This window comes from Klebsiella michiganensis (assembly GCF_002925905.1).
GTDB lineage: Bacteria > Pseudomonadota > Gammaproteobacteria > Enterobacterales > Enterobacteriaceae > Klebsiella > Klebsiella michiganensis.
Map to the genome: position 1 here is coordinate 93,799 of NZ_PRDB01000010.1, position 22,016 is coordinate 115,814.

The 22,016-nt window shown below is 56.2% G+C and carries 19 protein-coding genes; 16 read left to right on the forward strand and 3 right to left on the reverse strand.

Features of this window, described 5'->3' with window-relative positions:
• Window positions 1-122: 122 nt before the first annotated feature.
• The 9 genes from tig to CDA56_RS20165 all read left to right on the forward strand — a co-directional run bounded on the left by tig (window position 123) and on the right by CDA56_RS20165 (window position 11,129).
• The gene (gene tig / locus CDA56_RS20120) at window positions 123-1,421 is read left to right on the forward strand and encodes a trigger factor (RefSeq protein ID WP_004848255.1); all 1,299 of its coding nucleotides are present in this window, start codon (window positions 123-125) and stop codon (window positions 1,419-1,421) included.
• 315 nt (window positions 1,422-1,736) lie between these two features.
• The gene (gene clpP, locus CDA56_RS20125) at window positions 1,737-2,360 is read left to right on the forward strand and encodes an ATP-dependent Clp endopeptidase proteolytic subunit ClpP (protein ID WP_003021624.1); all 624 of its coding nucleotides are present in this window, start codon (window positions 1,737-1,739) and stop codon (window positions 2,358-2,360) included.
• 132 nt (window positions 2,361-2,492) lie between these two features.
• The gene (gene clpX, locus CDA56_RS20130) at window positions 2,493-3,767 is read left to right on the forward strand and encodes an ATP-dependent protease ATP-binding subunit ClpX (protein WP_004099538.1); all 1,275 of its coding nucleotides are present in this window, start codon (window positions 2,493-2,495) and stop codon (window positions 3,765-3,767) included.
• A gap of 183 nt (window positions 3,768-3,950) precedes the next feature.
• A complete protein-coding gene (gene lon, locus CDA56_RS20135) occupies window positions 3,951-6,305 on the forward strand; it encodes an endopeptidase La (protein ID WP_004099539.1) in 2,355 nt (784 codons plus the stop codon).
• A 208-nt stretch (window positions 6,306-6,513) separates the two neighbouring features.
• A complete protein-coding gene (hupB, locus tag CDA56_RS20140; RefSeq protein WP_002444653.1) occupies window positions 6,514-6,786 on the forward strand; it encodes a nucleoid-associated protein HU-beta in 273 nt (90 codons plus the stop codon).
• A gap of 213 nt (window positions 6,787-6,999) precedes the next feature.
• Entirely contained in the window at window positions 7,000-8,874 is a 1,875-nt protein-coding gene (gene ppiD / locus CDA56_RS20145; RefSeq protein WP_049081032.1) for a peptidylprolyl isomerase, read from the forward strand.
• 148 nt (window positions 8,875-9,022) lie between these two features.
• Window positions 9,023-9,388 (forward strand): helix-hairpin-helix domain-containing protein, encoded by a 366-nt coding sequence (locus tag CDA56_RS20155; RefSeq protein ID WP_025107165.1) that lies wholly within the window; start codon window positions 9,023-9,025, stop codon window positions 9,386-9,388.
• A 110-nt stretch (window positions 9,389-9,498) separates the two neighbouring features.
• Window positions 9,499-9,900: a YbgC/FadM family acyl-CoA thioesterase gene (locus tag CDA56_RS20160; protein WP_004848264.1), complete on the forward strand. Its 402-nt coding sequence runs from the start codon at window positions 9,499-9,501 to the stop codon at window positions 9,898-9,900.
• A gap of 248 nt (window positions 9,901-10,148) precedes the next feature.
• Entirely contained in the window at window positions 10,149-11,129 is a 981-nt protein-coding gene (locus CDA56_RS20165) for an IS110 family RNA-guided transposase (RefSeq protein WP_032747738.1), read from the forward strand.
• A gap of 288 nt (window positions 11,130-11,417) precedes the next feature.
• On the opposite strand, the gene queC is transcribed toward CDA56_RS20165, so the two are convergent.
• A complete protein-coding gene (queC, locus tag CDA56_RS20170) occupies window positions 11,418-12,113 on the reverse strand; it encodes a 7-cyano-7-deazaguanine synthase QueC (RefSeq protein ID WP_014228183.1) in 696 nt (231 codons plus the stop codon).
• Between the two features lie 66 nt (window positions 12,114-12,179).
• Window positions 12,180-13,880 carry an SgrR family transcriptional regulator gene (locus tag CDA56_RS20175; protein ID WP_025107163.1) on the reverse strand — a complete coding sequence of 567 codons (1,701 nt, stop codon included), beginning with the start codon at window positions 13,878-13,880 and terminating at the stop codon, window positions 12,180-12,182.
• Window positions 13,881-14,006: 126 nt separating this feature from the next.
• On the opposite strand from CDA56_RS20175, the gene cof reads away from it, so the two are divergent.
• Window positions 14,007-14,825, forward strand: coding sequence for an HMP-PP phosphatase (cof, locus tag CDA56_RS20180; RefSeq protein ID WP_014228185.1), 819 nt, complete (start codon window positions 14,007-14,009; stop codon window positions 14,823-14,825).
• 46 nt (window positions 14,826-14,871) lie between these two features.
• On the opposite strand, the gene CDA56_RS20185 is transcribed toward cof, so the two are convergent.
• Window positions 14,872-15,924, reverse strand: a complete 1,053-nt coding sequence (locus CDA56_RS20185; RefSeq protein ID WP_048261427.1) for a PLP-dependent cysteine synthase family protein — start codon at window positions 15,922-15,924, stop codon at window positions 14,872-14,874.
• Between the two features lie 115 nt (window positions 15,925-16,039).
• Between CDA56_RS20185 and CDA56_RS20190 the strand changes: the two genes are divergently transcribed.
• The 6 genes from CDA56_RS20190 to amtB are packed head-to-tail and all read left to right on the forward strand — an operon-like array spanning window position 16,040 to window position 21,987.
• Window positions 16,040-16,498 (forward strand): Lrp/AsnC family transcriptional regulator, encoded by a 459-nt coding sequence (locus CDA56_RS20190; protein ID WP_004135994.1) that lies wholly within the window; start codon window positions 16,040-16,042, stop codon window positions 16,496-16,498.
• 43 nt (window positions 16,499-16,541) lie between these two features.
• On the forward strand, window positions 16,542-18,314 hold the full coding sequence (locus CDA56_RS20195; RefSeq protein WP_102803068.1) for a SmdA family multidrug ABC transporter permease/ATP-binding protein: 1,773 nt from the start codon (window positions 16,542-16,544) through the stop codon (window positions 18,312-18,314).
• On the forward strand, window positions 18,307-20,085 hold the full coding sequence (locus CDA56_RS20200) for a SmdB family multidrug efflux ABC transporter permease/ATP-binding protein (protein WP_025107159.1): 1,779 nt from the start codon (window positions 18,307-18,309) through the stop codon (window positions 20,083-20,085). The genes CDA56_RS20195 and CDA56_RS20200 overlap by 8 nt, the downstream gene beginning before the upstream one ends.
• The gene (locus CDA56_RS20205; protein ID WP_004848281.1) at window positions 20,085-20,315 is read left to right on the forward strand and encodes a hypothetical protein; all 231 of its coding nucleotides are present in this window, start codon (window positions 20,085-20,087) and stop codon (window positions 20,313-20,315) included. Before CDA56_RS20200 ends, CDA56_RS20205 begins: the two co-directional genes overlap by 1 nt.
• A gap of 13 nt (window positions 20,316-20,328) precedes the next feature.
• Entirely contained in the window at window positions 20,329-20,667 is a 339-nt protein-coding gene (gene glnK / locus CDA56_RS20210) for a P-II family nitrogen regulator (protein ID WP_004099573.1), read from the forward strand.
• A gap of 33 nt (window positions 20,668-20,700) precedes the next feature.
• Window positions 20,701-21,987 carry an ammonium transporter AmtB gene (gene amtB / locus CDA56_RS20215; protein ID WP_004848284.1) on the forward strand — a complete coding sequence of 429 codons (1,287 nt, stop codon included), beginning with the start codon at window positions 20,701-20,703 and terminating at the stop codon, window positions 21,985-21,987.
• The last annotated feature ends 29 nt before the right edge of the window (window positions 21,988-22,016 follow it).

Genomic DNA, 22,016 nt, shown 5'->3' on the forward strand with positions numbered 1-22,016 from the left:
TCGGGATGATTCTGACGACAGGGAATGTGTTTCTGATTTGAAGAGGGCATCCCGGTTCTGCGAAGCAACCTGTTCGCGCTTCCAGAGTTGACCGAGCACTGTGATTTTTTTGAGGTAACAAGATGCAAGTTTCAGTTGAAACCACTCAGGGCCTTGGGCGCCGTGTAACGATTACTATCGCCGCTGACAGCATCGAGAATGCTGTCAAAAGCGAGCTGGTCAACGTAGCGAAAAAAGTTCGCATTGACGGCTTCCGTAAAGGCAAAGTGCCGATGAATGTTGTTGCTCAGCGTTATGGCGCATCTGTTCGCCAGGACGTGCTGGGTGACCTGATGAGCCGTAACTTCGTTGACGCGATCATCAAAGAAAAAATTAATCCGGCCGGCGCGCCGAACTACGTTCCGGGCGAATACAAGCTGGGTGAAGACTTCACCTACGCGGTAGAGTTCGAAGTTTATCCGGAAGTTGAACTGCAGGGTCTGGAAGCGATCGAAGTTGAAAAACCGGTTGTTGAAGTGACCGATGCTGACGTTGACACCATGCTGGATACTCTGCGCAAGCAGCAGGCGAACTGGAAAGACAAAGACGGCGCTGTTGATGCAGAAGATCGCGTTACCGTTGATTTCACCGGTTCCGTTGACGGCGAAGAGTTCGAAGGCGGCAAAGCCTCTGACTTCGTACTGGCGATGGGCCAGGGCCGTATGATCCCGGGCTTTGAAGACGGTATCAAAGGTCACAAGGCTGGCGAAGAGTTCACCATCGACGTGACCTTCCCGGAAGAGTACCACGCTGAAAACCTGAAAGGTAAAGCGGCCAAGTTCGTTATCAACCTGAAGAAAGTTGAAGAACGTGAACTGCCAGAGCTGACTGAAGAGTTCATCAAACGTTTCGGCGTTGAAGATGGTTCCGTAGCCGGTCTGCGCGCTGAAGTGCGTAAAAACATGGAGCGCGAGCTGAAAGGCGCCGTGCGTAACCGCGTTAAATCTCAGGCTATCGAAGGTCTGGTTAAAGCTAACGATATCGACGTTCCGGCTGCGCTGATCGACAGCGAAATCGACGTTCTGCGTCGTCAGGCTGCTCAGCGTTTCGGCGGTAACGAGAAACAGGCTCTGGAGCTGCCGCGTGAGCTGTTCGAAGAGCAGGCTAAACGCCGCGTTGTTGTTGGCCTGCTGCTGGGCGAAGTGATTCGTACCAACGAGCTGAAAGCTGACGAAGATCGCGTTAAAGGCCTGATCGAAGAGATGGCTTCCGCTTACGAAGATCCGAAAGAAGTGGTTGAGTTCTACAGCAAAAACAAAGAGCTGATGGACAACATGCGCAACGTCGCGCTGGAAGAGCAGGCCGTTGAAGCCGTGCTGGCGAAAGCTAAAGTGTCTGAAAAAGCCACTTCCTTCAGCGAACTGATGAACCAACAGGCGTAATTTCGCCCCAAGGTTTAAGGTTTGAGCAAAAACCCGTTGCCGAAAGGCTGCGGGTTTTTTTATTGCAATGATAGCCTTAGGATGAGTGCGAAAAGGCGATTTCAGTGATAGCGTTACGACAAAAGATTGTTATGCTTGAATTATGGCGACGTCATCCCCATAACCGGGAGACGTAACTGCATTGGCATAATCATGCGCCGTAATGAAGCGTGCATCTATGCACTTCTGCCCGACGGCAGAAATTCTGGCTGATAATCCGTCCGTAAGGTTACAATCAGTGCAGCGGTTTTTTTCAAATTAATCCAGGAGACGGAAATGTCATACAGTGGCGAACGAGACAACTTTGCACCCCATATGGCCCTGGTGCCGATGGTCATTGAACAGACCTCACGCGGCGAACGTTCATTTGATATTTACTCCCGTCTGCTCAAGGAGCGCGTCATTTTTCTGACCGGCCAGGTAGAAGACCACATGGCTAATCTGATCGTGGCGCAGATGCTGTTTCTGGAAGCGGAAAACCCGGAAAAAGATATCTATCTGTACATTAACTCTCCGGGCGGGGTGATTACCGCCGGGATGTCTATCTATGACACCATGCAGTTCATCAAGCCTGATGTGAGCACCATTTGTATGGGCCAGGCGGCCTCAATGGGCGCGTTCCTGCTGACCGCCGGGGCGAAAGGCAAGCGTTTCTGCCTGCCGAACTCCCGCGTGATGATTCACCAGCCGCTGGGCGGCTACCAGGGCCAGGCGACGGATATCGAAATCCACGCCCGCGAAATCCTGAAAGTGAAAGGTCGCATGAATGAACTGATGGCACATCATACGGGTCAATCCCTTGAGCAGATCGAGCGCGATACCGAGCGCGATCGCTTCCTGTCTGCCTCAGAAGCAGTGGAATACGGCCTCGTTGACTCTATTTTGACTCATCGTAATTGATGCCCCAGGCGCAAGGGTGCCGCTATACTTGTTTGAAAGAGGGCGGCACAACGCTTCACAGCGGTTTGCGCCTGAGAATGGCATTTGCGTCGTCGTGTGCGGCACAAAGAACTTAATAAGAGGTTTGGACTCATGACAGATAAACGCAAAGATGGTTCGGGCAAACTGTTGTACTGCTCTTTTTGCGGCAAAAGCCAGCATGAAGTGCGTAAGCTAATCGCCGGGCCATCCGTGTATATCTGCGACGAATGCGTTGATTTATGTAACGACATCATTCGCGAAGAAATTAAAGAAGTCGCGCCGCATCGCGAGCGCAGCGCGCTGCCGACGCCGCACGAAATTCGCCACCATCTGGACGATTACGTTATCGGCCAGGAGCCGGCGAAAAAAGTGCTGGCGGTGGCGGTATACAATCACTACAAACGTCTGCGCAATGGCGACACCAGCAACGGCGTTGAACTGGGCAAAAGTAACATTCTGCTAATCGGGCCGACCGGTTCCGGTAAAACGCTGCTGGCGGAAACGCTCGCGCGCCTGCTGGATGTGCCTTTCACCATGGCGGATGCCACCACCCTGACCGAAGCCGGCTACGTGGGTGAAGACGTTGAGAACATCATCCAGAAGCTGCTGCAGAAGTGCGACTACGACGTACAGAAAGCCCAGCGCGGTATCGTCTACATTGATGAAATCGACAAAATTTCCCGTAAATCGGATAACCCGTCGATCACTCGCGATGTTTCCGGCGAAGGCGTGCAGCAGGCGCTGCTGAAGCTTATTGAAGGTACCGTTGCCGCGGTTCCGCCGCAGGGCGGGCGTAAGCATCCGCAGCAGGAGTTCCTGCAGGTTGATACCTCTAAGATCCTGTTCATCTGCGGCGGCGCCTTTGCCGGTCTGGATAAGGTCATTTCCCACCGTGTTGAAACCGGTTCAGGTATTGGTTTCGGCGCGACGGTCAAGGCGAAGTCTGACAAAGCCAGCGAAGGCGAGTTGCTGTCTCAGGTTGAGCCGGAAGATCTGATCAAGTTTGGCCTGATTCCTGAGTTCATCGGTCGTCTGCCGGTTGTGGCGACCCTGAGCGAGCTGAGCGAAGAAGCGCTGATTCAGATCCTCAAAGAGCCGAAAAACGCCCTGACCAAGCAGTATCAGGCGCTGTTCAGCCTGGAAGGCGCTGAGCTGGAATTCCGCGACGAAGCGCTGGACGCTATCGCTAAGAAAGCGATGGCGCGTAAAACCGGGGCTCGCGGTCTGCGTTCTATCGTTGAAGCCGCGCTGCTTGATACCATGTACGATCTTCCGTCAATGGAAGACGTAGAAAAAGTGGTCATTGACGCTTCGGTTATCGATGGCCAGAGCAAGCCGCTGCTGATTTACGGCAAACCGGAAGCGCAGCAGGCATCTGGTGAATAATTAACCATTTTGCTCAAGCAGTTAACAAAAAGGGGGGATTTTATCTCCCCTTTTATTTTTCCTGCATTCCCGCCGTTGAATGTATGGAATACATCCCCATATACTGGTTTACATATTAACGGCGACGCGTCGTTGAGTTGCGTCGTCGGCTACCTGGCGGACTTTAAACTAAGAGAGAGCTCTATGAATCCTGAGCGTTCTGAACGCATTGAAATCCCCGTATTGCCGTTGCGCGATGTGGTGGTTTATCCGCACATGGTCATACCCCTGTTTGTAGGGCGGGAAAAATCTATCCGTTGCCTCGAAGCAGCCATGGATCATGATAAAAAAATCATGCTGGTTGCGCAGAAAGAAGCCTCGACGGATGAGCCGGGTGTAAACGATCTTTTCACCGTCGGGACCGTGGCGTCTATTTTGCAAATGCTGAAGCTACCGGACGGTACTGTCAAAGTGCTGGTCGAAGGTTTGCAGCGCGCGCGCATCTCTGCGCTGTCTGATAACGGTGAGCATTTTTCGGCGAAGGCTGAATATCTTGAATCGCCGGCCATTGACGAACGCGAGCAGGAAGTGCTGGTTCGTACGGCCATCAGCCAGTTTGAAGGCTACATCAAGCTGAACAAGAAAATCCCACCGGAAGTGCTGACGTCGCTGAATAGCATTGACGATCCGGCGCGCCTGGCGGATACCATCGCTGCGCATATGCCGCTGAAGCTGGCGGACAAACAGTCCGTGCTGGAGATGTCCGACGTTAACGAACGTCTGGAATATCTGATGGCGATGATGGAGTCGGAAATCGATCTGCTGCAGGTTGAGAAGCGCATTCGCAACCGCGTGAAAAAACAGATGGAGAAATCTCAGCGCGAGTACTATCTGAATGAGCAAATGAAAGCCATTCAAAAAGAGCTCGGCGAGATGGACGACGCCCCGGACGAGAACGAAGCGCTGAAGCGTAAGATCGACGCGGCGAAAATGCCGAAAGAGGCAAAAGAGAAAACCGAAGCGGAACTGCAGAAGCTGAAAATGATGTCCCCGATGTCGGCGGAAGCGACCGTCGTTCGCGGCTACATCGACTGGATGGTGCAGGTACCGTGGAACGCCCGCAGCAAGGTCAAAAAAGACCTGCGTCAGGCTCAGGAGATCCTCGACACCGACCACTACGGCCTCGAGCGCGTGAAGGATCGTATTCTTGAGTACCTCGCGGTGCAGAGCCGTGTTAACAAGCTCAAAGGGCCGATCCTGTGCCTGGTTGGGCCTCCGGGGGTCGGTAAAACCTCTCTCGGCCAGTCCATCGCCAAAGCCACCGGACGTAAGTACGTGCGTATGGCGCTGGGCGGCGTGCGCGATGAAGCGGAAATCCGCGGTCACCGTCGTACCTATATTGGCTCAATGCCGGGCAAACTGATCCAGAAAATGGCCAAAGTGGGCGTTAAAAACCCGCTGTTCTTACTGGATGAGATCGACAAGATGTCTTCGGACATGCGAGGCGATCCGGCCTCGGCGCTGCTGGAGGTGTTGGATCCGGAACAGAACGTGGCCTTTAACGATCACTATCTGGAAGTGGATTACGATCTCAGCGACGTGATGTTTGTCGCGACCTCCAACTCCATGAACATTCCGGCGCCGCTGCTGGATCGTATGGAAGTGATCCGTCTTTCCGGCTACACCGAAGATGAGAAGCTGAACATCGCCAAACGCCACCTGCTGTCAAAACAGATTGAGCGTAACGCGCTCAAAAAAGGCGAGCTGACGGTGGATGACAGCGCGATTATCGGCATTATCCGCTACTACACGCGTGAAGCGGGCGTGCGTGGTCTGGAGCGCGAAATCTCGAAACTGTGCCGTAAGGCGGTAAAACAGCTGCTGCTGGATAAATCGCTGAAGCACATCGAGATTAACGGCGACAACCTGCATGACTTCCTTGGCGTGCAGCGCTATGACTATGGCCGGGCGGATAGCGAAAACCGCGTGGGTCAGGTGACGGGTCTGGCATGGACGGAAGTGGGCGGCGATCTGCTGACCATTGAAACCGCCTGCGTTCCGGGCAAAGGCAAGCTGACCTATACCGGTTCACTGGGTGAGGTGATGCAGGAGTCCATCCAGGCTGCGCTGACCGTGGTGCGTTCGCGTGCGGATAAGCTGGGTATCAACTCAGACTTTTACGAAAAACGCGATATTCACGTGCACGTACCGGAAGGCGCTACGCCGAAAGATGGCCCAAGCGCAGGTATCGCGATGTGTACCGCGCTGGTTTCCTGTCTGACGGGCAATCCGGTGCGCGCCGATGTGGCGATGACCGGGGAAATTACCCTCCGTGGCCAGGTGTTGCCAATCGGTGGTCTGAAGGAAAAACTGCTGGCCGCGCACCGCGGCGGCATTAAGACTGTTCTGATTCCTGATGAAAACAAACGTGACCTTGAAGAAATTCCAGATAACGTTATCGCCGATTTAGATATCCATCCGGTGAAACGAATCGAGGAAGTTCTGGCACTTGCACTGCAGAACGAGCCGTTTGGTATGGAAGTCGTCACGGCAAAATAGTGATTTCGCGCAAATTGCGCTAAGAAAAATAGGGCTGGTAAGTAAATTCGTACTTGCCAGCCTTTTTTTGTGTAGCTAACTTAGATCGCTGGCAGGGGGGTCAATTACAACTCTGTTGTAAGGGCATGACAGTCCTGATATAACTGCTGCGCGGTCGCGCCACGAAGGATTCTGGTGCGATATAAATTATAAAGAGAGGAAGAGAACAGTGAATAAATCTCAACTGATTGACAAAATTGCTGCCGGTGCGGACATTTCTAAAGCCGCAGCTGGACGTGCGTTAGATGCTTTAATCGCTTCTGTTACTGAATCTCTGCAGGCTGGGGATGACGTTGCGCTGGTAGGGTTTGGTACTTTTGCTGTTAAAGAGCGCGCTGCCCGTACCGGTCGCAATCCGCAAACAGGCAAAGAAATCACCATTGCTGCTGCTAAAGTACCGGGTTTCCGTGCAGGTAAAGCGCTGAAAGACGCGGTAAACTGATCGACTTCCCCACTGGGGTCTGTGACGAAGTACAAGGGCGCATCGTAAGATGTGCCTTTTTTATTTGCCAGAATGAGACTTAATGTGACTTTATACGCACTTGTGGGCTGACAATCACCCCGTTTTCTTGTCAAAATACGTCCTCACGCGCGGCGGCCATCACATGCTATGCTGCGCGAGCTAAAGTCATCTACAGCGGAGCGTTGTTACACCATGATGGACAACCTACGCACGGCCGCCAACAGCGTCGTGCTCAAGATTATTTTCGGTATCATTATCGTCTCGTTCATTTTGACCGGGGTGAGTGGTTACCTGATTGGCGGTGGTAACAACTATGCCGCAAAAGTTAATGACCAGGAGATTGGTCGCGCACAGTTTGAAAATGCCGTTGCCAGCGAGCGTAATCGCATGCAGCAGCAGCTTGGCGACCAGTTCTCAGAACTGGCGGCCAATGAAAATTACATGAAGACCATGCGTCAGCAGGTGCTGAACCGTCTGATTGACGAGGCGCTACTCGATCAGTATGCCCGCGAGCTGGGTCTCAACATCAGCGACGACCAGGTGAAGCAGGCTATCTTCCAGACCCAGGCTTTCCAGGCGGATGGCAAATTTGATAACGAGCGCTTCAGCCGTATTGTTAATCAGATGGGGATGACGACGGATCAGTACGCGCAGGCGCTTCGTAATCAGCTGACGACTCAGCAACTGATCAACGCCGTAGCCGGTACCGACTTTATGCTGCCGGGCGAATCCGACCAGCTGGCGGCGCTGGTTTCTCAACAGCGCGTCGTCCGTGAAGCCACTCTCGACGTGAACGCGCTGGCGGCGAAGCAAACCGCAACCGACGATGAAATCAACGCGTTCTACCAGCAGAACCAGGCGCGTTTTATGGCGCCTGAGCAGTTCCGCGTCAGCTACATCAAGCTGGACGCTGCCAGCATGCAGGAAAACGTCTCTGACGAAGAAATTCAGTCATGGTACGACCAGCATCAGGATCAGTTCACTCAGCCGCAGCGTAACCGCTACAGCATCATCCAGACCAAAACCGAAGCGGATGCGCAGGCGGTGCTTGATGAGCTGAAGAAAGGTGCTGACTTCGCCACGCTGGCCAAAGAAAAATCAACCGACATTATCTCTGCCCGCAACGGCGGTGATATGGGGTGGCTGGAAGATGCGGCGACTGTGCCAGAGCTGAAAGAGGCCGGTCTGAAAGAAAAAGGCCAGCTTTCTGGCGTAATTAAATCCTCCGTTGGGTTCCTGGTTGCCCGCCTGGACGATGTTCAGGCAGCACAGGTTAAACCACTGGCTGAGGTTCGCGACGATATTGCGGCGAAAGTGAAGCAGGAAAAAGCCCTGGATGCGTACTATGCCCTGCAGCAGAAAGTGAGCGACGCGGCGAGCAACGATAACGAGTCGCTGGCGGGCGCAGCCCAGGTTGCCGGCCTCAAAGTGGTTGAAACCGGCTGGTTTGGCCGCGACAGCCTGCCGCAAGAGCTGAATTTCAAGCCGGTCTCTGAAGCTATCTTCAACGGCGGCCTGGTGGGCGAAAACGGCACGCCGGGAAGCAACTCCGATATCATCACCGTCGACGGCGATCGCGCGTTTGTTCTGCGCATCAGCGAGCATAAACCGGAAGCGGTGAAACCGCTGGCGGATGTTAAAGCGCAGGTGAGCGATATTGTTAAGCACACGAAAGCGGAACAGCAGGCGAAGCTGGATGCCGACAAGCTGCTGACGGCCCTGAAAGAGGGCAAAGGCGATGAAGCGATGAAAGCCGCAGGCCTGAGCTTTGGTGCGCCGCAGACGCTGTCACGCACCGGTCAGGAAGCGCTGAGCCAGTCTGTCTTTGCACTTCCGCTGCCGCAGGCGGGTAAGCCAAGCTACGGCGTGGGCTCCGATCTGCAGGGCAACGTGGTGCTGCTGGCGCTGGACGAAGTGAAAGCGGGTACGATGCCGGAAGAGCAGAAAAAAGCGATGATTCAGGGGATCACCCAGAATAACGCCCAGATCGCTTTCGAAGCGCTGATGAGCAACCTGCGTAAAGCGGCGAAAATTAAGCTCGGCGACATTATCGATCAGCAACAATAATTACGTGCTGCTTCGCAAAAGCAAGTAACGTGATGTCATTCTCAAAGGCCGCTTTCGCGGCCTTTTCCATTTCTGCATTTTGCCTTTTGTACTCTTTTTCCTTCGTCGCTATCGTGACCTTGCTGTCTACAAACAAGGAGATAACAGCATGAAACGAGGAATGAAAACGCTTATTGCCGCCGTACTGGTTTGCGCGGCGGGGAGTCAGATAGCGCAGGCGGCGCCTTCTGCCGGCAAAGCGTCGGCGCCGGTAAAGGAAAGCGTGCAGTCGCCGCAGGCAAAAGCGCCGGATGCGTTAAATGCGGCGGATAGTGAAGGCACCAGGGTGAGTATCAATAACGCCAGCGCGGAAGAGCTGGCTAAGGCGCTGAATGGCGTCGGCCTGAAGAAAGCGCAGGCTATAGTGAGCTATCGCGAAGAGTACGGGCCATTTAAAACCGTTGACGATCTTAAGCAGGTGCCCGGAATGGGCAACTCGCTGGTAGAGAGAAATCTGTCACATCTGAAGCTGTAAATTTTCAGCGAAAGTTTGCACAGTCGTCATTATTTGCCAGACTGAAGAGGTCATGCCAGTGGTGTGACCTCTGACCTCAAAACAACAATTAAAGATAAGGCATTTGCGCTATGCAGACACAAATCAAAGTTCGCGGCTATCATCTGGATGTCTATCAGCACGTTAACAATGCGCGTTATCTGGAGTTTCTCGAAGAAGCGCGTTGGGATGGCCTGGAAAGCAGCCCGGCCTTCCACTGGATGACCGCTCGCAACATCGCCTTTGTGGTGGTCAATATCAATATCAACTACCGCCGACCGGCGGTACTAGGCGATGTATTAACCGTCACCAGCAAGCTCGAACAGCTGAACGGAAAAAGCGGGACGTTAAGCCAGGTGGTCACCCTCAACCCTAATGGCGAAGTGGTCGCCGATGCGCTTATCACTTTTGTCTGTATCGATCTAAAAACGCAGAAAGCGCTGCCGCTTGAGGGCGAATTGCGGGAGAAGCTGGAGCAGCTTGAGCCTCGCTAACAGGCCAGCCGGAGGGGGATGTCCCGGAGGCGGTGCTGCGCATCTGTCCGGGCTTGTATGATTACTCCGTCAGAAAGAACCGGCCAGTTCTCTCTGATGGCGGTCCGGATGCCGTGTCCGGGCTTAGGCTTTCGCGCCTGTTCCGTAGATCCTTTGCACCGGACCGCCGTTCTTTCTCATGTGATAAACCGGACAGTATCATGGACCGGCTTTCACCGGTAACCCGTATTTGCAAGGTTGGTTTCACTATGGAAAATGAACTCCACTTCATCGGTATTGATGTCGCCAAAGCTAAACTGGATGTCGATATTCTTCGCCCTGATGGCCGGCATCGCTGTAAAAAATTTGACAATACCCTCTCCGGACACGAAGCGCTGGTCCGCTGGCTTCGCGGCCATGACGTGAACCGTGCCCATGTCTGCATGGAGTCCACCAGCACCTACATGGAAGACGCGGCCGCGCATCTGAGTGATGCCGGGTATACCGTGTCCATCATCAACCCCGCCCTCAGTAAAGCTTTCGCACAGAGTGAGGGGTTGCGCAGTAAAACTGACAAAGTGGACGCCCGTATGCTGGCTCACTTCTGCCGGGAAAAACGCCCGTCAGCCTGGGAGGCCCCTCATCCGACAGAGCGGGCACTGAAAGCCCTGGTGTTAAGGCATCAGGCGCTGACAGAGATGCAGACGCAGGAGAAAAACCGGCGAGAAACCGCGCCGGAGGTTCAGCTGGCCAGCATTGACATCCTGCTGGGATGTCTGAGCGCGGAGCTGGCACGTATCGAAAAACAGATAAAAGACCTGACGGATAACGACCCGGATATGAAACGACGGCGGAAGCTGCTGAACAGTATCCCGGGCATCGGGGAGAAAACAGCGGCTGTTCTGCTGGCGTATACGGGCCTGAGGCTGAAGTTCGGTACAGCGCGGCAGTTCGCGGCGTATGCAGGACTGACGCCGGTGCAGCATGAGTCGGGCAGCAGCGTGATGCGGGCGAGCCGGATGAGCAAAGCGGGGCCGGTTCAACTGCGCAAGGCGTTATACATGCCAGCGTTATCGGCGCTGTACCATACGGCGTGGGGAAAAGCGTTCAGGAAAAGGCTGGAAGAGAGCGGAAAGCGGGCAAAAGTCATCATAGGGGCGATGATGCGAAAGCTGGCGCAGGTGGCTTATGGAGTACTGAAGTCAGGAAAGGCGTTCGATGCGTCACAGCATGAGCTGTTGATAGCGTAACAACGTTCCCTGAGAAAAAACGACAGCACCAGAGAGTGCTGTCGTTGGTGTGCCTGTCATCCGGGAGCCGGAGAAAGTATCGGCAACTAAAAATGGTTGCAGGCGTTCACAGTATCTACGTTTCCTTAGCTGTCTGCGATCCGGTAGCGCGGGCAGGCGCATCGCGCCGCCCCCGTGAGCAAGCGCACAGAAAGTGGCAGAACTTCCCCGAAAGCGCTTCTGCGTATCTGACCGGGCTATGCATCGTGAGCCGCCTGCGATCCCGCCGCGCCGCCGGGAAGTAACCGGTTACTGGAGCCCGGTTTTCTGCTTCATCACCGTCATCACCCCAACCTTATCGCCCAGATACTGGCTCAGCCCGTTGGCGCGGAGGTTACAGGCGGCGCACTGCCCGCAGCCGTCGCCTTTAATGCCGTTATAGCAGGTGAGGGTTTCATGGCGCACCAGGTCGAGCTGGCCCCAGTAATCGGCCAGGGCCCACGTTTCGGCTTTGTTAAGCCACATTAGCGGCGTCTCAAAGCGAATATCTTTCGCCATACCGAGGCTGACGGCATGGTGCAGCGCTTTCACGAACTCGTCGCGGCAGTCCGGGTAGCCCGAAAAGTCGGTCTCGCAAACGCCGGTGATAATAGCTTCCGCCTTCACCTGATACGCGTAAATGGCCGTCAGGGTTAAAAACAGAATGTTGCGCCCGGGTACGAAGGTATTCGGAATGCCGCTGGCGTCCGGTTCATAATCCGGAACCGGAATGCTATCGCGGGTCAGGCTGCTGACCGCCAGTTCGTTAAGCAGGGTGACATCAAGGACTTTATGGGCCACGGCCCCCAGCTTTAGCGCCAGTTCGCGAGCAACGTCAATCTCCGCGCGATGACGTTGGCCATAATCAAAAGTGACGCAATGCACTTCATCATACTGTTGCAGAGCCTGCACCAGGCAGGTCGTCGAATCTTGTCCTCCGCTGAAGACAACTACGGCGCGTTTCATGGTAATTCCTGACAATCGAAGTGAGGCGCATATGGTAGCGCCTGATGAACGTGACCACCAGCCCCGTCACGGCGTAGAGGCCGGTAGCCAGGCGCTGGCGAAATCAAACCAGCCGCGCGCGTTTAGCCGTAGTCCGTTGACCCCCGGCGGCGCGCTGATGCGATAATTATAATTGAACAGCGGCGTCATGATGGCATCGTCCATCAGGCTGTTAAAGACGTTGCGCAACGCTTCGCTACGGCTGCGTTCGTCCGGTAAGGCCTGAACGGCATCCAGCGTCGCCTGGAGATGCGCATATTGCGCCCCGGTCAGCAAATTAGGCCACAGCACGTCGCAGCGTAGCCACTGCTCCAGCGCATAGACCGGCGCTTCGCCAATCAGGCGGTCGCCCATCATCAGGTCCGCCTGTGCAAACTGCTGGCAGCCATCCCAGTTTTTCGCATCATGGAAAATAATCGTCAGCTCACAGTCCAGTTCCGCCAGCCGTTGACGAAGCCGATCCGCCATAGCGTGTAGCTCTACGGGGAGGTGATAGAGCAGCGTAAGCCGTTCGGGCAGAGGGGTACTATGATTTTCAGGCCACTGCGGAATAGACCAGCCCGGCAATACTTCGTTGCTGGGCGCGATCAGATCCTCATCCAGCGGCAGGGTTTCTAACAGGGTGGAGCGATGAATCAGCGAGACCAGCCTTTGCGCCTGCGCTTTGTTAAGACGAGGGCTCTGGCGCAGCGTCAGATAGCAAAAGCCGAGGCTAATACTGTTGCTGACCTGACGTAGTCTGGTCAGTTCGTCAGGATCGCCAATGGTTATCTGTACCGGATGACGACAGCTGGTGCCCAGATCCTGCTCGAACAACTGCGGCGTGATCCAGTACTCCACGGCCTGCAGCAGCGGGTGAGTGAGATGATAGCGCTGATGGTTTTCCAGCCGCACCAGGTCCGCAGTAAATCGCTTCAGGCGAAACGGTCCGCTGCCGATCGCCGGATCGTCAGGATGCGCCAGCACGCTGCAGTAGCTGGCAAGGCGGAACGGCAGCCAGTAATCGGCGCGATGCAGGGTGATAGTCAGACACTGGGAGTGGGTTACGCTAATTTCGCTGATACTGGCGAACAGCGTGCGCAGCGCGGGCAGCTGCAGCAGCATCAGGAGCCGCTGCTGCAGCTGTGAGGTTTTAATCGGATCGCCGTTGTGCCAGAACAGGGTAGAACGAATATAAAAGTGCCAGCGCAGGCCGTCAGGCGACACCTCCCAGTGATGGGCTAAATCGCCTATCGGACAGGTACTCTGCGCATCAAATCGGGTCAGACCGGAAAATATCTCCCCGGCCAGGTGCTGCTCCGCGCGTCCCGGCATAAAACCCGGGCGCAGCGGCTCCAGCGGACGGTAGTAAGGAATACGCAGGGTCGGCGTATTGTTCTGCCATTGGCCGCCGAGAAAGGGGGAAAGCAGCGCTTTAAGCTCCACCGGCGCCAGCTGGGCCAGTTCGAGGGCATTTTGCTGCTGCCCTTTATTCAGCGCCTGCTCCATCATCTCATTGCGCAGCGCTTCCGGCGCTTTATAAAACTGGAGTAGCCCGCGCTTTCCGCGACCGGAGCTGGCCTGCCAGCTTAGCCAGCCGGACTCTTGCGCCTGACGTAGCAGGGTTCGAATGTGGCGTTCGCTGCAAAAGCAGCGTTCGGCCAGCTCGCCGACGGTTACCTGCTGCGGCTCTCCGGCGGAGGGCTGCCAGAGTCGCTGGTACTGATGCAGACGGTTTAATAGCCTCATCGCTGTGTAATCCTGCGTAGATTGGTAAACCCGGAACAATAAAATTTATCTATTCACTATTACTTCCGTATATCTCAGGCAATACTGCAACACAAGCAAAATCCACCACGATTTGGGGAGCAGAAGATGGCAAGACTGGCTGCATTCGATATGGACGGTACGCTACTGATGCCGGACCATCGTCTGGGAGAAAAAACGCTTTCGACGCTCAAACGTCTGCGCGATCGCGATATCACCCTGACTTTCGCCACCGGTCGTCATGCTCTGGAAATGCGCCACGTTATCGGCGAGTTCTCTCTGGATGCGTTTTTAATCACCGGCAACGGGACGCGCATTCACTCTCTGGAAGGTGAGGAGCTGTATCGCCGCGATCTGGCTCCCGATGTGGCGGAAGAGGTGCTGCACAGCGCCTGGGAAACCACGGCCAGTATGCATTTCTTTAACGACGGCGGCTGGTACACCGGGCAGGCGATCCCGGAATTACTGAAAGCGCACGTCTTTAGCGGTTTTCGTTATCAGCTGTACGATCCAAAGCGAATGCCGGCGCATCAGGTCACTAAAATCTGCTTCTGCGGCGATCATGACGATTTGCGGCGGCTAAGGCTTCAACTGAGTGAAGCGCTGGGCGGCCGAGCGGATCTCTGTTTTTCGGCGATGGATTGCCTTGAAGTGTTGCCTGGCGGCTGTAACAAAGGCGCGGCGCTGGCGGTATTAAGCCAGCATCTGGGGCTGACGATGCAGGATTGTATGGCGTTCGGTGACGCCATGAACGACCTGGAAATGCTCGGCAGCGTCGGGCGCGGCGTGATTATGGGCAATGCGATGAATCAGCTGAAAGCGGAACTCCCACATCTACCGGTTATTGGCGACTGCCGTCATCAGGCCGTCTCCCACTTTTTGACTCATTGGCTGGATAATCCCGATCTTCCTTATTCCCCCGAATAAAGAGACCCTGCCAGCAAGCCAGATATCCTGTGATATCTGGCTTCTTTTATTTTGCCTGCAGCATGTCGGCGATTTGTGCCTGCCATGAGGAGATATCGCCAATATTGGCCGCTACCCACTGCGGGTTGTAGTAGGTTTCCAGATAACGTTCACCGCTGTCGCACAGCAGCGTGACGAGAGAGCCGGTGCGCCCCTCTTCGCGCATCCGCACGGCCAGCTGCAGTACGCCCCACATGTTGGTGCCGGTGGAGGCGCCGACCTTACGTCCGAGCAGCGTTTCCAGCCATAGCGCGGTGGCGACGCTGGCGGCATCCGGTACCCGCAGCATCTCATCGACCACGTCGGGAATAAACGACGGTTCGACGCGCGGGCGGCCGATGCCCTCAATTTTACTGCCGACCGGGCTGCGCAGGCTGGCGTCGCGGCTCTGCCAGTAGTCCATAAACACCGAGTTTTGTGGGTCAACCACCAGCAGCTGTGTATCGTAGCCCTGACAGCGAATGTAGCGTCCGATAGTGGCAGAGGTGCCCCCGGTGCCCGCGCTCATCACGATATACGACGGCTGCGGATGCGGCTCGTGGTTCATCTGACGGAAGATACTGTCGGCGATATTATTGTTTCCCCGCCAGTCGGTCGCCCGTTCGGCATAGGTAAACTGATCCATATAATGGCCGTTCAGCTCGCGGGCCAGGGTTTCGGAGGCGGCATAGATTTCGCAGGCGCTATCGACGAAGTGGCAGCGGCCGCCGTAGAACTCAATTTGTTCAATTTTACGTTTTGCCGTACAGGAAGGCATCACGGCGATAAACGGCAGGCCTAAGAGACGGGCGAAGTAGGCTTCAGAGACGGCGGTCGAACCGGAAGAGGATTCGATAATCGTTGTCCCTTCTTTAATCCAGCCGTTGCACAGACCATAGAGAAACAGCGAGCGGGCCAGGCGGTGCTTCAGGCTACCGGTTGGATGGGTGCTTTCATCCTTCAGGTAGAGCTGGATCCCCGGGAACCCCGGAAGCGCCAGACGAATAAGGTGCGTGTCGGCGGAACGCTGATAATCGGCATTAATTTCACTAATCGCGTGTTTAACCCAGGCGCTGTTCATCTCAAATTCCTGTTTGTCATTTTGTGCCCAGCTTAGCGGAAATCGAAGGAAAAATTGTTGCCATTTAGCCTTTCAATTACAATGAATGGAGTAAATTTTTCTCCCAAGGTGCCCTATGTTAGATAAAATTGACCGTAAGCTGCTTTCTTTACTGCAAACCGACTGCACCCTCTCTTTGCAGGCGCTGGCCGATGCCGTTAATCTGACCACCACGCCCTGCTGGAAGCGCCTGAAGCGGCTGGAAGATGAAGGTATTCTGCGTGGGCGCGTCGCGCTGCTGGATGCGGAAAAGGTCGGGCTTGGGCTGACGGCGTTTGTGCTGATTAAGACTCAGCATCACAGTAGCGACTGGTATTGCCGCTTCGTCAGCGAAGTCACGCAGATGGCGGAGGTTCTCGGTTTCTGGCGTATGGCGGGGGAGTATGACTACCTGCTGCGGGTCCAGGTGGCGGATATGAAGAACTACGATGATTTTTATAAACGCCTGGTTAACAGCGTGCCGGGGCTCTCGGATGTCACTTCGAGTTTTGCCATGGAACAGATAAAATACACCACTGCCTTGCCGATTGATTAACGGCATCAGCCGCTACCGAATTACACACTCAGGATTTAACTGCTTGCGATTATTTGCCCAACTTAGCTGGTATTTCCGCCGGGAGTGGCGTCGTTACCTCGGCGCTATTGCTCTGCTGATCGTCATTGCCATTCTGCAACTGGTGCCGCCAAAGGTGGTGGGTATCGTGGTTGACGGCGTAACAAAACAACATTACACCGCGGAAAAGGTGTGGATGTGGATCGGCCTGCTGGTCGTTATTGCGGTGATGGTCTATCTGCTGCGCTACGTCTGGCGCGTATTGCTTTTCGGCGCCTCTTATCAGCTGGCCGTCGAACTGCGCGAGGATTTCTATCGCCAGCTCAGCCGCCAGCATCCGGCCTTTTACCTGCGCCATCGTACCGGCGATCTGATCGCTCGCGCCACCAACGATGTGGATCGGGTGGTGTTCGCCGCCGGCGAGGGGGTATTAACCCTGGTTGACTCGCTGGTCATGGGCTGCGCGGTGCTGATTGTCATGTCGACGCAAATCAGCTGGCAGTTAACTCTGCTGGCGCTACTGCCCATGCCGCTGATGGCGCTGGCGATTAAGCGTAACGGCGATGCATTACACGAACGCTTTCGCGTCGCGCAGGCGGCCTTCTCCAGCCTCAACGACCGCACCCAGGAGAGCCTGACCAGCATCCGCATGATCAAAGCCTTTGGCCTCGAAGACCGACAGTCGGCGCTGTTTGCCGCCGACGCCGCGGATACCGGGGCGAAAAACATGCGCGTGGCGCGTATCGACGCCCGCTTTGACCCGACGATTTATATCGCTATCGGGACCGCTAACCTGCTGGCCATCGGCGGCGGCAGCTGGATGGTGATTCAGGGCAGCCTGACCCTGGGTCAGCTCACCAGCTTTGTGATGTACCTCGGCCTGATGATCTGGCCAATGCTGGCGCTGGCGTGGATGTTTAACATCGTTGAGCGCGGTAGCGCGGCCTATGCGCGCATTCGCACTATGCTGGAGGAGGCGCCGGTGGTGAACGACGGCAGCGAGCCGACGCCGGAAGGGCGCGGTGCGCTTAGCGTCGCCGTGCGCGAGTTTATCTACCCGCAGGCGAACAAGGCCTCGCTGGAAAAGGTCAACTTTACGCTCCAGCCCGGGCAGATGCTGGGGATTTGCGGGCCGACCGGCTCCGGCAAGAGCACCATTCTGGCGCTGATTCAGCGTCATTTTGACGTCACCGAGGGCGATATCCGCTTCCACGACGTTCCCCTGACCCGGCTACAGCTGGATAGCTGGCGCGCCCGGCTGGCGGTGGTTAATCAGACACCGTTCCTGTTCTCCGATACCGTCGCCAGCAACATCGCACTCGGTAAACCGGACGCCACGCAGGAGCAAATCGAGCACGTAGCGCGGCTTGCCAGCGTGCATGAGGATATCCTGCGCCTGCCGCAGGGGTATAACACCGAAGTCGGCGAGCGCGGCGTGATGCTTTCCGGCGGGCAAAAGCAGCGTATTTCCATCGCCCGCGCGCTGCTGCTGGAGGCGGAGATCCTGATCCTTGATGATGCGCTGTCGGCGGTGGACGGCAGAACGGAGCACCAGATTTTGCATAACCTGCGGCAGTGGGGAGAGGGGCGGACGGTGATCATTAGCGCCCATCGCCTGTCGGCGTTGACCGAGGCCAGCGAAATTCTGGTGATGCAGCACGGGCATATTTCCCAGCGCGGTCGCCATGAGGCGCTGACGGCGCAGCCGGGGTGGTATCGGGACATGTACCGTTATCAGCAGTTGGAAGCGGCGCTGGATGATGTCCCGCAGGAAGATAAGGAGGTCGCCGGTGCGTAGTTTCACTGAACTCTGGCCGACGTTAAAGCGCCTGCTGGCCTACGGCTCCCCGTGGCGTAAACCGCTGATGATAGCGGTTGCCATGATGTGGGTTGCGGCGGTGGCGGAAGTCAGCGGCCCGCTGCTGATCAGCTACTTTATCGACAATATGGTGGCGAAGCACTCGCTGCCGTTGAAGCTGGTCTGCGGTCTCGCCGTGGCCTATATCGGCCTGCAACTTCTTGCCGCTGGCCTGCATTATTGCCAGGCGCTGCTGTTTAATCGCGCGGCGGTCGGCGTGGTGCAGCAGCTGCGCAGCGATGTGATGGACGCCGCGCTGCGTCAGCCGCTCAGCGAGTTTGATACGCAGCCGGTCGGGCAGCTCATCTCGCGGGTTACCAACGATACCGAAGTGATTCGCGATCTCTACGTGACCGTGGTGGCGACCGTGCTACGAAGCGCCGCTTTGATTGGCGCGATGCTGGTGGCGATGTTCAGCCTTGACTGGCGGATGGCGCTGGTGGCTATCGCTATTTTCCCGGCGGTGCTGATCGTGATGATGATTTATCAGCGCTACAGCACGCCCATCGTCAGGCGGGTTCGCGCCTGGCTGGCGGACATCAACGACGGTTTTAATGAAGTGATTAACGGCATGGGCGTCATCCAGCAGTTCCGCCAGCAGGCGCGGTTCGGCGAGCGGATGCGCGAGGCCAGCTACGCCCACTATCTGGCGCGTATGCAAACCCTGCGTCTTGATGGCTTCCTGCTGCGCCCACTGCTGAGCCTGTTCTCTTCATTAATTCTCTGCGGCCTGCTGATGCTGTTTGGTTTCAGCAGCAGCGGAACGATCGAAGTCGGGGTGCTATACGCCTTTATTAGCTATCTTGGGCGACTGAACGAGCCGCTGATCGAGCTGACCACCCAGCAGTCAATGCTGCAGCAGGCGGTCGTGGCGGGCGAGCGCGTCTTCGAGCTCATGGACAAACCGCGTCAGGCGTGGGGTGAAGATAGCGAGCCGCTGCGCAGCGGGGCGATGAGTATCGATCATGTCTCTTTTGCCTACCGCGACGATAGCCTGGTGTTGCAGGATATTAATCTCGATATCCCGTCCCGCAGCTTTGTGGCGCTGGTTGGTCATACCGGGAGCGGTAAAAGCACCCTGGCCAGCCTGATGATGGGCTACTACCCGTTAACCCAGGGAGAGATTCGCATCGACGGTCGTCCGCTTTCTTCCTTAAGCCACAGCGCGCTGCGTCAGGGGATTGCGATGGTGCAGCAGGATCCGGTGGTGCTGGCTGACACCTTCTATGCCAACGTCACCCTCGGTCGCGACATCAGCGAAGAGCAGGTGTGGGAAGCGCTGGAAGCGGTACAGCTGGCGGCGCTGGCCCGTGAAATGGAAAACGGTATTTATACGCTGCTGGGCGAGCAGGGGAATAATCTCTCCGTTGGCCAGAAACAGCTGCTGGCGCTGGCGCGGGTGCTGGTCGATACGCCGCAGGTGCTGATACTTGATGAGGCGACGGCCAATATCGATTCCGGTACCGAGCAGGCGATTCAGCAGGCTCTGGCTCGGGTGCGCGAGCACACCACGCTGGTGGTGATTGCGCACCGCTTATCGACCATCGTCGAGGCCGATACGATCCTGGTACTGCACCGCGGTCAGGCCGTTGAGCGCGGAAGTCACCAGCAGCTGCTGGCGGCCAGAGGCCGCTACTGGCAGATGTATCAGCTGCAGCTGGCTGGCGAAGAGCTGGCGGCCAGCGCGCAGGAAGAGTCGCTTATCGCCTGATGCACCATAAACAGGCAGCGGCGCCGCCGCGGCCTGAGGTGGTGCAAAATCGTCACAAGCTGCGCACTGAAATGGTGCAGTTTCAGGCAAAAGAGGCATTTTGCCGCTTCGTTTCCGCCGAATTATTCTCCTTCCTCCTCAAAAAGGGCCGCCTGGCGGTCCTTTTTCATTTCTGGCATAGCCCTTGCTTTATTAGAGACGTGTTAGCTGCGGCCATTACCGAATTCTGACTGGAGGGGACTTATGAAGCTGGTTACCGTGGTAATCAAACCATTCAAACTGGAAGACGTGCGTGAAGCATTATCTTCAATGGGTATTCAGGGCCTGACGGTCACTGAAGTTAAAGGGTTCGGCCGTCAGAAAGGCCACGCGGAGCTCTATCGCGGCGCGGAATATAGCGTCAATTTTCTGCCGAAAGTGAAGATTGACGTCGCGATTGCCGACGATCAGCTGGACGAAGTCGTCGATGTCATCAGTAAAGCGGCTTACACCGGAAAGATTGGCGACGGCAAAATCTTTGTCGCCGAGCTGCAGCGCGTGATTCGCATCCGTACCGGCGAATCAGACGAAGCGGCACTGTAACTTTCAGACCACACAGTGATGGGGAACGAAACAATGAAGATAGCAACAATGAAAACAGGTCTGGGAGCGTTGGCTCTTCTTCCGGGGCTGGCGATGGCCGCACCGGCGGTCGCGGACAAAGCCGACAACGCTTTTATGATGATTTGCACCGCGCTGGTGCTGTTTATGACGATTCCGGGCATCGCGCTGTTCTACGGCGGGCTGATCCGCGGTAAAAACGTTCTCTCCATGCTGACGCAGGTCATCGTGACGTTTGCGCTGGTCTGCGTACTGTGGGTGGTTTATGGCTACACGCTGGCCTTCGGCGCTGGCGGCAGCTTCTTCGGCAACTTCGACTGGGTACTGCTGAAAAATATTGAACTGAAAGCGCTGATGGGGAGCTTCTATCAGTACATCCACGTTGCTTTCCAGGGCTCCTTTGCCTGTATTACCGTTGGCCTGATCGTCGGTGCGCTGGCGGAACGTATTCGCTTCTCGGCGGTACTGATATTCGTTGTGGTATGGATGACGCTCTCTTATGTGCCGATTGCGCACATGGTATGGGGCGGCGGTCTGTTGGCTACGCACGGCGCGCTTGATTTCGCCGGCGGTACGGTTGTTCACATCAACGCCGCGGTCGCGGGGCTGGTGGGCGCCTACATGATGGGCAAACGCGTCGGCTTTGGTAAAGAAGCGTTCAAACCGCATAACCTGCCGATGGTTTTCACCGGCACCGCCATCCTCTACGTTGGCTGGTTCGGCTTTAACGCCGGTTCAGCAAGCGCGGCGAACGAAATTGCCGGTCTGGCGTTCGTTAACACCGTGGTTGCAACGGCGGCGGCTATCCTGGCATGGACCTTCGGCGAGTGGGCCACCCGCGGCAAGCCGTCACTGCTGGGCGCCTGTTCAGGGGCGATTGCCGGTCTGGTCGGCATCACTCCGGCCTGTGGCTACATTGGCGTCGGCGGCTCGCTGATTGTGGGTATCGCTGCGGGCCTTGCGGGTCTGTGGGGCGTCACCGTTCTGAAACGCTGGCTGCGCGTTGATGACCCGTGCGATGTGTTTGGCGTCCACGGCGTCTGCGGTATCGTAGGTTGCATCCTGACCGGTATCTTCGCCGCGACTTCTCTGGGCGGTGTGGGCTACGCTGAAGGCGTCACCATGGGCCATCAGGTTCTGGTACAGCTGGAAAGCATCGGTATCACCATCGTCTGGTCCGGCGTCGTCGCCTTTATCGGTTACAAGGTTGCCGATATGACCGTTGGCCTGCGCGTACCGGAAGATCAAGAGCGTGAAGGGCTGGACGTAAACAGCCACGGCGAAAACGCCTACAACGCCTGATAAAACGAGTTATCTCCTGAAGCTGCAGA

Excerpts from the sequence above, each read along its gene's own strand:
- tig (WP_004848255.1), top strand. The coding sequence starts at position 123 with ATGCAAGTTTCAGTTGAAACCACTCAGGGCCTTGGGCGCCGTGTAACG.
- clpP (WP_003021624.1), top strand. The coding sequence starts at position 1,737 with ATGTCATACAGTGGCGAACGAGACAACTTTGCACCCCATATGGCCCTG.
- clpX (WP_004099538.1), top strand. The coding sequence starts at position 2,493 with ATGACAGATAAACGCAAAGATGGTTCGGGCAAACTGTTGTACTGCTCT.
- lon (WP_004099539.1), top strand. The coding sequence starts at position 3,951 with ATGAATCCTGAGCGTTCTGAACGCATTGAAATCCCCGTATTGCCGTTG.
- ppiD (WP_049081032.1), top strand. The coding sequence starts at position 7,000 with ATGATGGACAACCTACGCACGGCCGCCAACAGCGTCGTGCTCAAGATT.
- CDA56_RS20155 (WP_025107165.1), top strand. The coding sequence starts at position 9,023 with ATGAAACGAGGAATGAAAACGCTTATTGCCGCCGTACTGGTTTGCGCG.
- CDA56_RS20160 (WP_004848264.1), top strand. The coding sequence starts at position 9,499 with ATGCAGACACAAATCAAAGTTCGCGGCTATCATCTGGATGTCTATCAG.
- CDA56_RS20165 (WP_032747738.1), top strand. The coding sequence starts at position 10,149 with ATGGAAAATGAACTCCACTTCATCGGTATTGATGTCGCCAAAGCTAAA.
- queC (WP_014228183.1), bottom strand. The coding sequence starts at position 12,113 with ATGAAACGCGCCGTAGTTGTCTTCAGCGGAGGACAAGATTCGACGACC.
- CDA56_RS20175 (WP_025107163.1), bottom strand. The coding sequence starts at position 13,880 with ATGAGGCTATTAAACCGTCTGCATCAGTACCAGCGACTCTGGCAGCCC.
- cof (WP_014228185.1), top strand. The coding sequence starts at position 14,007 with ATGGCAAGACTGGCTGCATTCGATATGGACGGTACGCTACTGATGCCG.
- CDA56_RS20185 (WP_048261427.1), bottom strand. The coding sequence starts at position 15,924 with ATGAACAGCGCCTGGGTTAAACACGCGATTAGTGAAATTAATGCCGAT.
- CDA56_RS20190 (WP_004135994.1), top strand. The coding sequence starts at position 16,040 with ATGTTAGATAAAATTGACCGTAAGCTGCTTTCTTTACTGCAAACCGAC.
- CDA56_RS20205 (WP_004848281.1), top strand. The coding sequence starts at position 20,085 with ATGCACCATAAACAGGCAGCGGCGCCGCCGCGGCCTGAGGTGGTGCAA.
- glnK (WP_004099573.1), top strand. The coding sequence starts at position 20,329 with ATGAAGCTGGTTACCGTGGTAATCAAACCATTCAAACTGGAAGACGTG.
- amtB (WP_004848284.1), top strand. The coding sequence starts at position 20,701 with ATGAAGATAGCAACAATGAAAACAGGTCTGGGAGCGTTGGCTCTTCTT.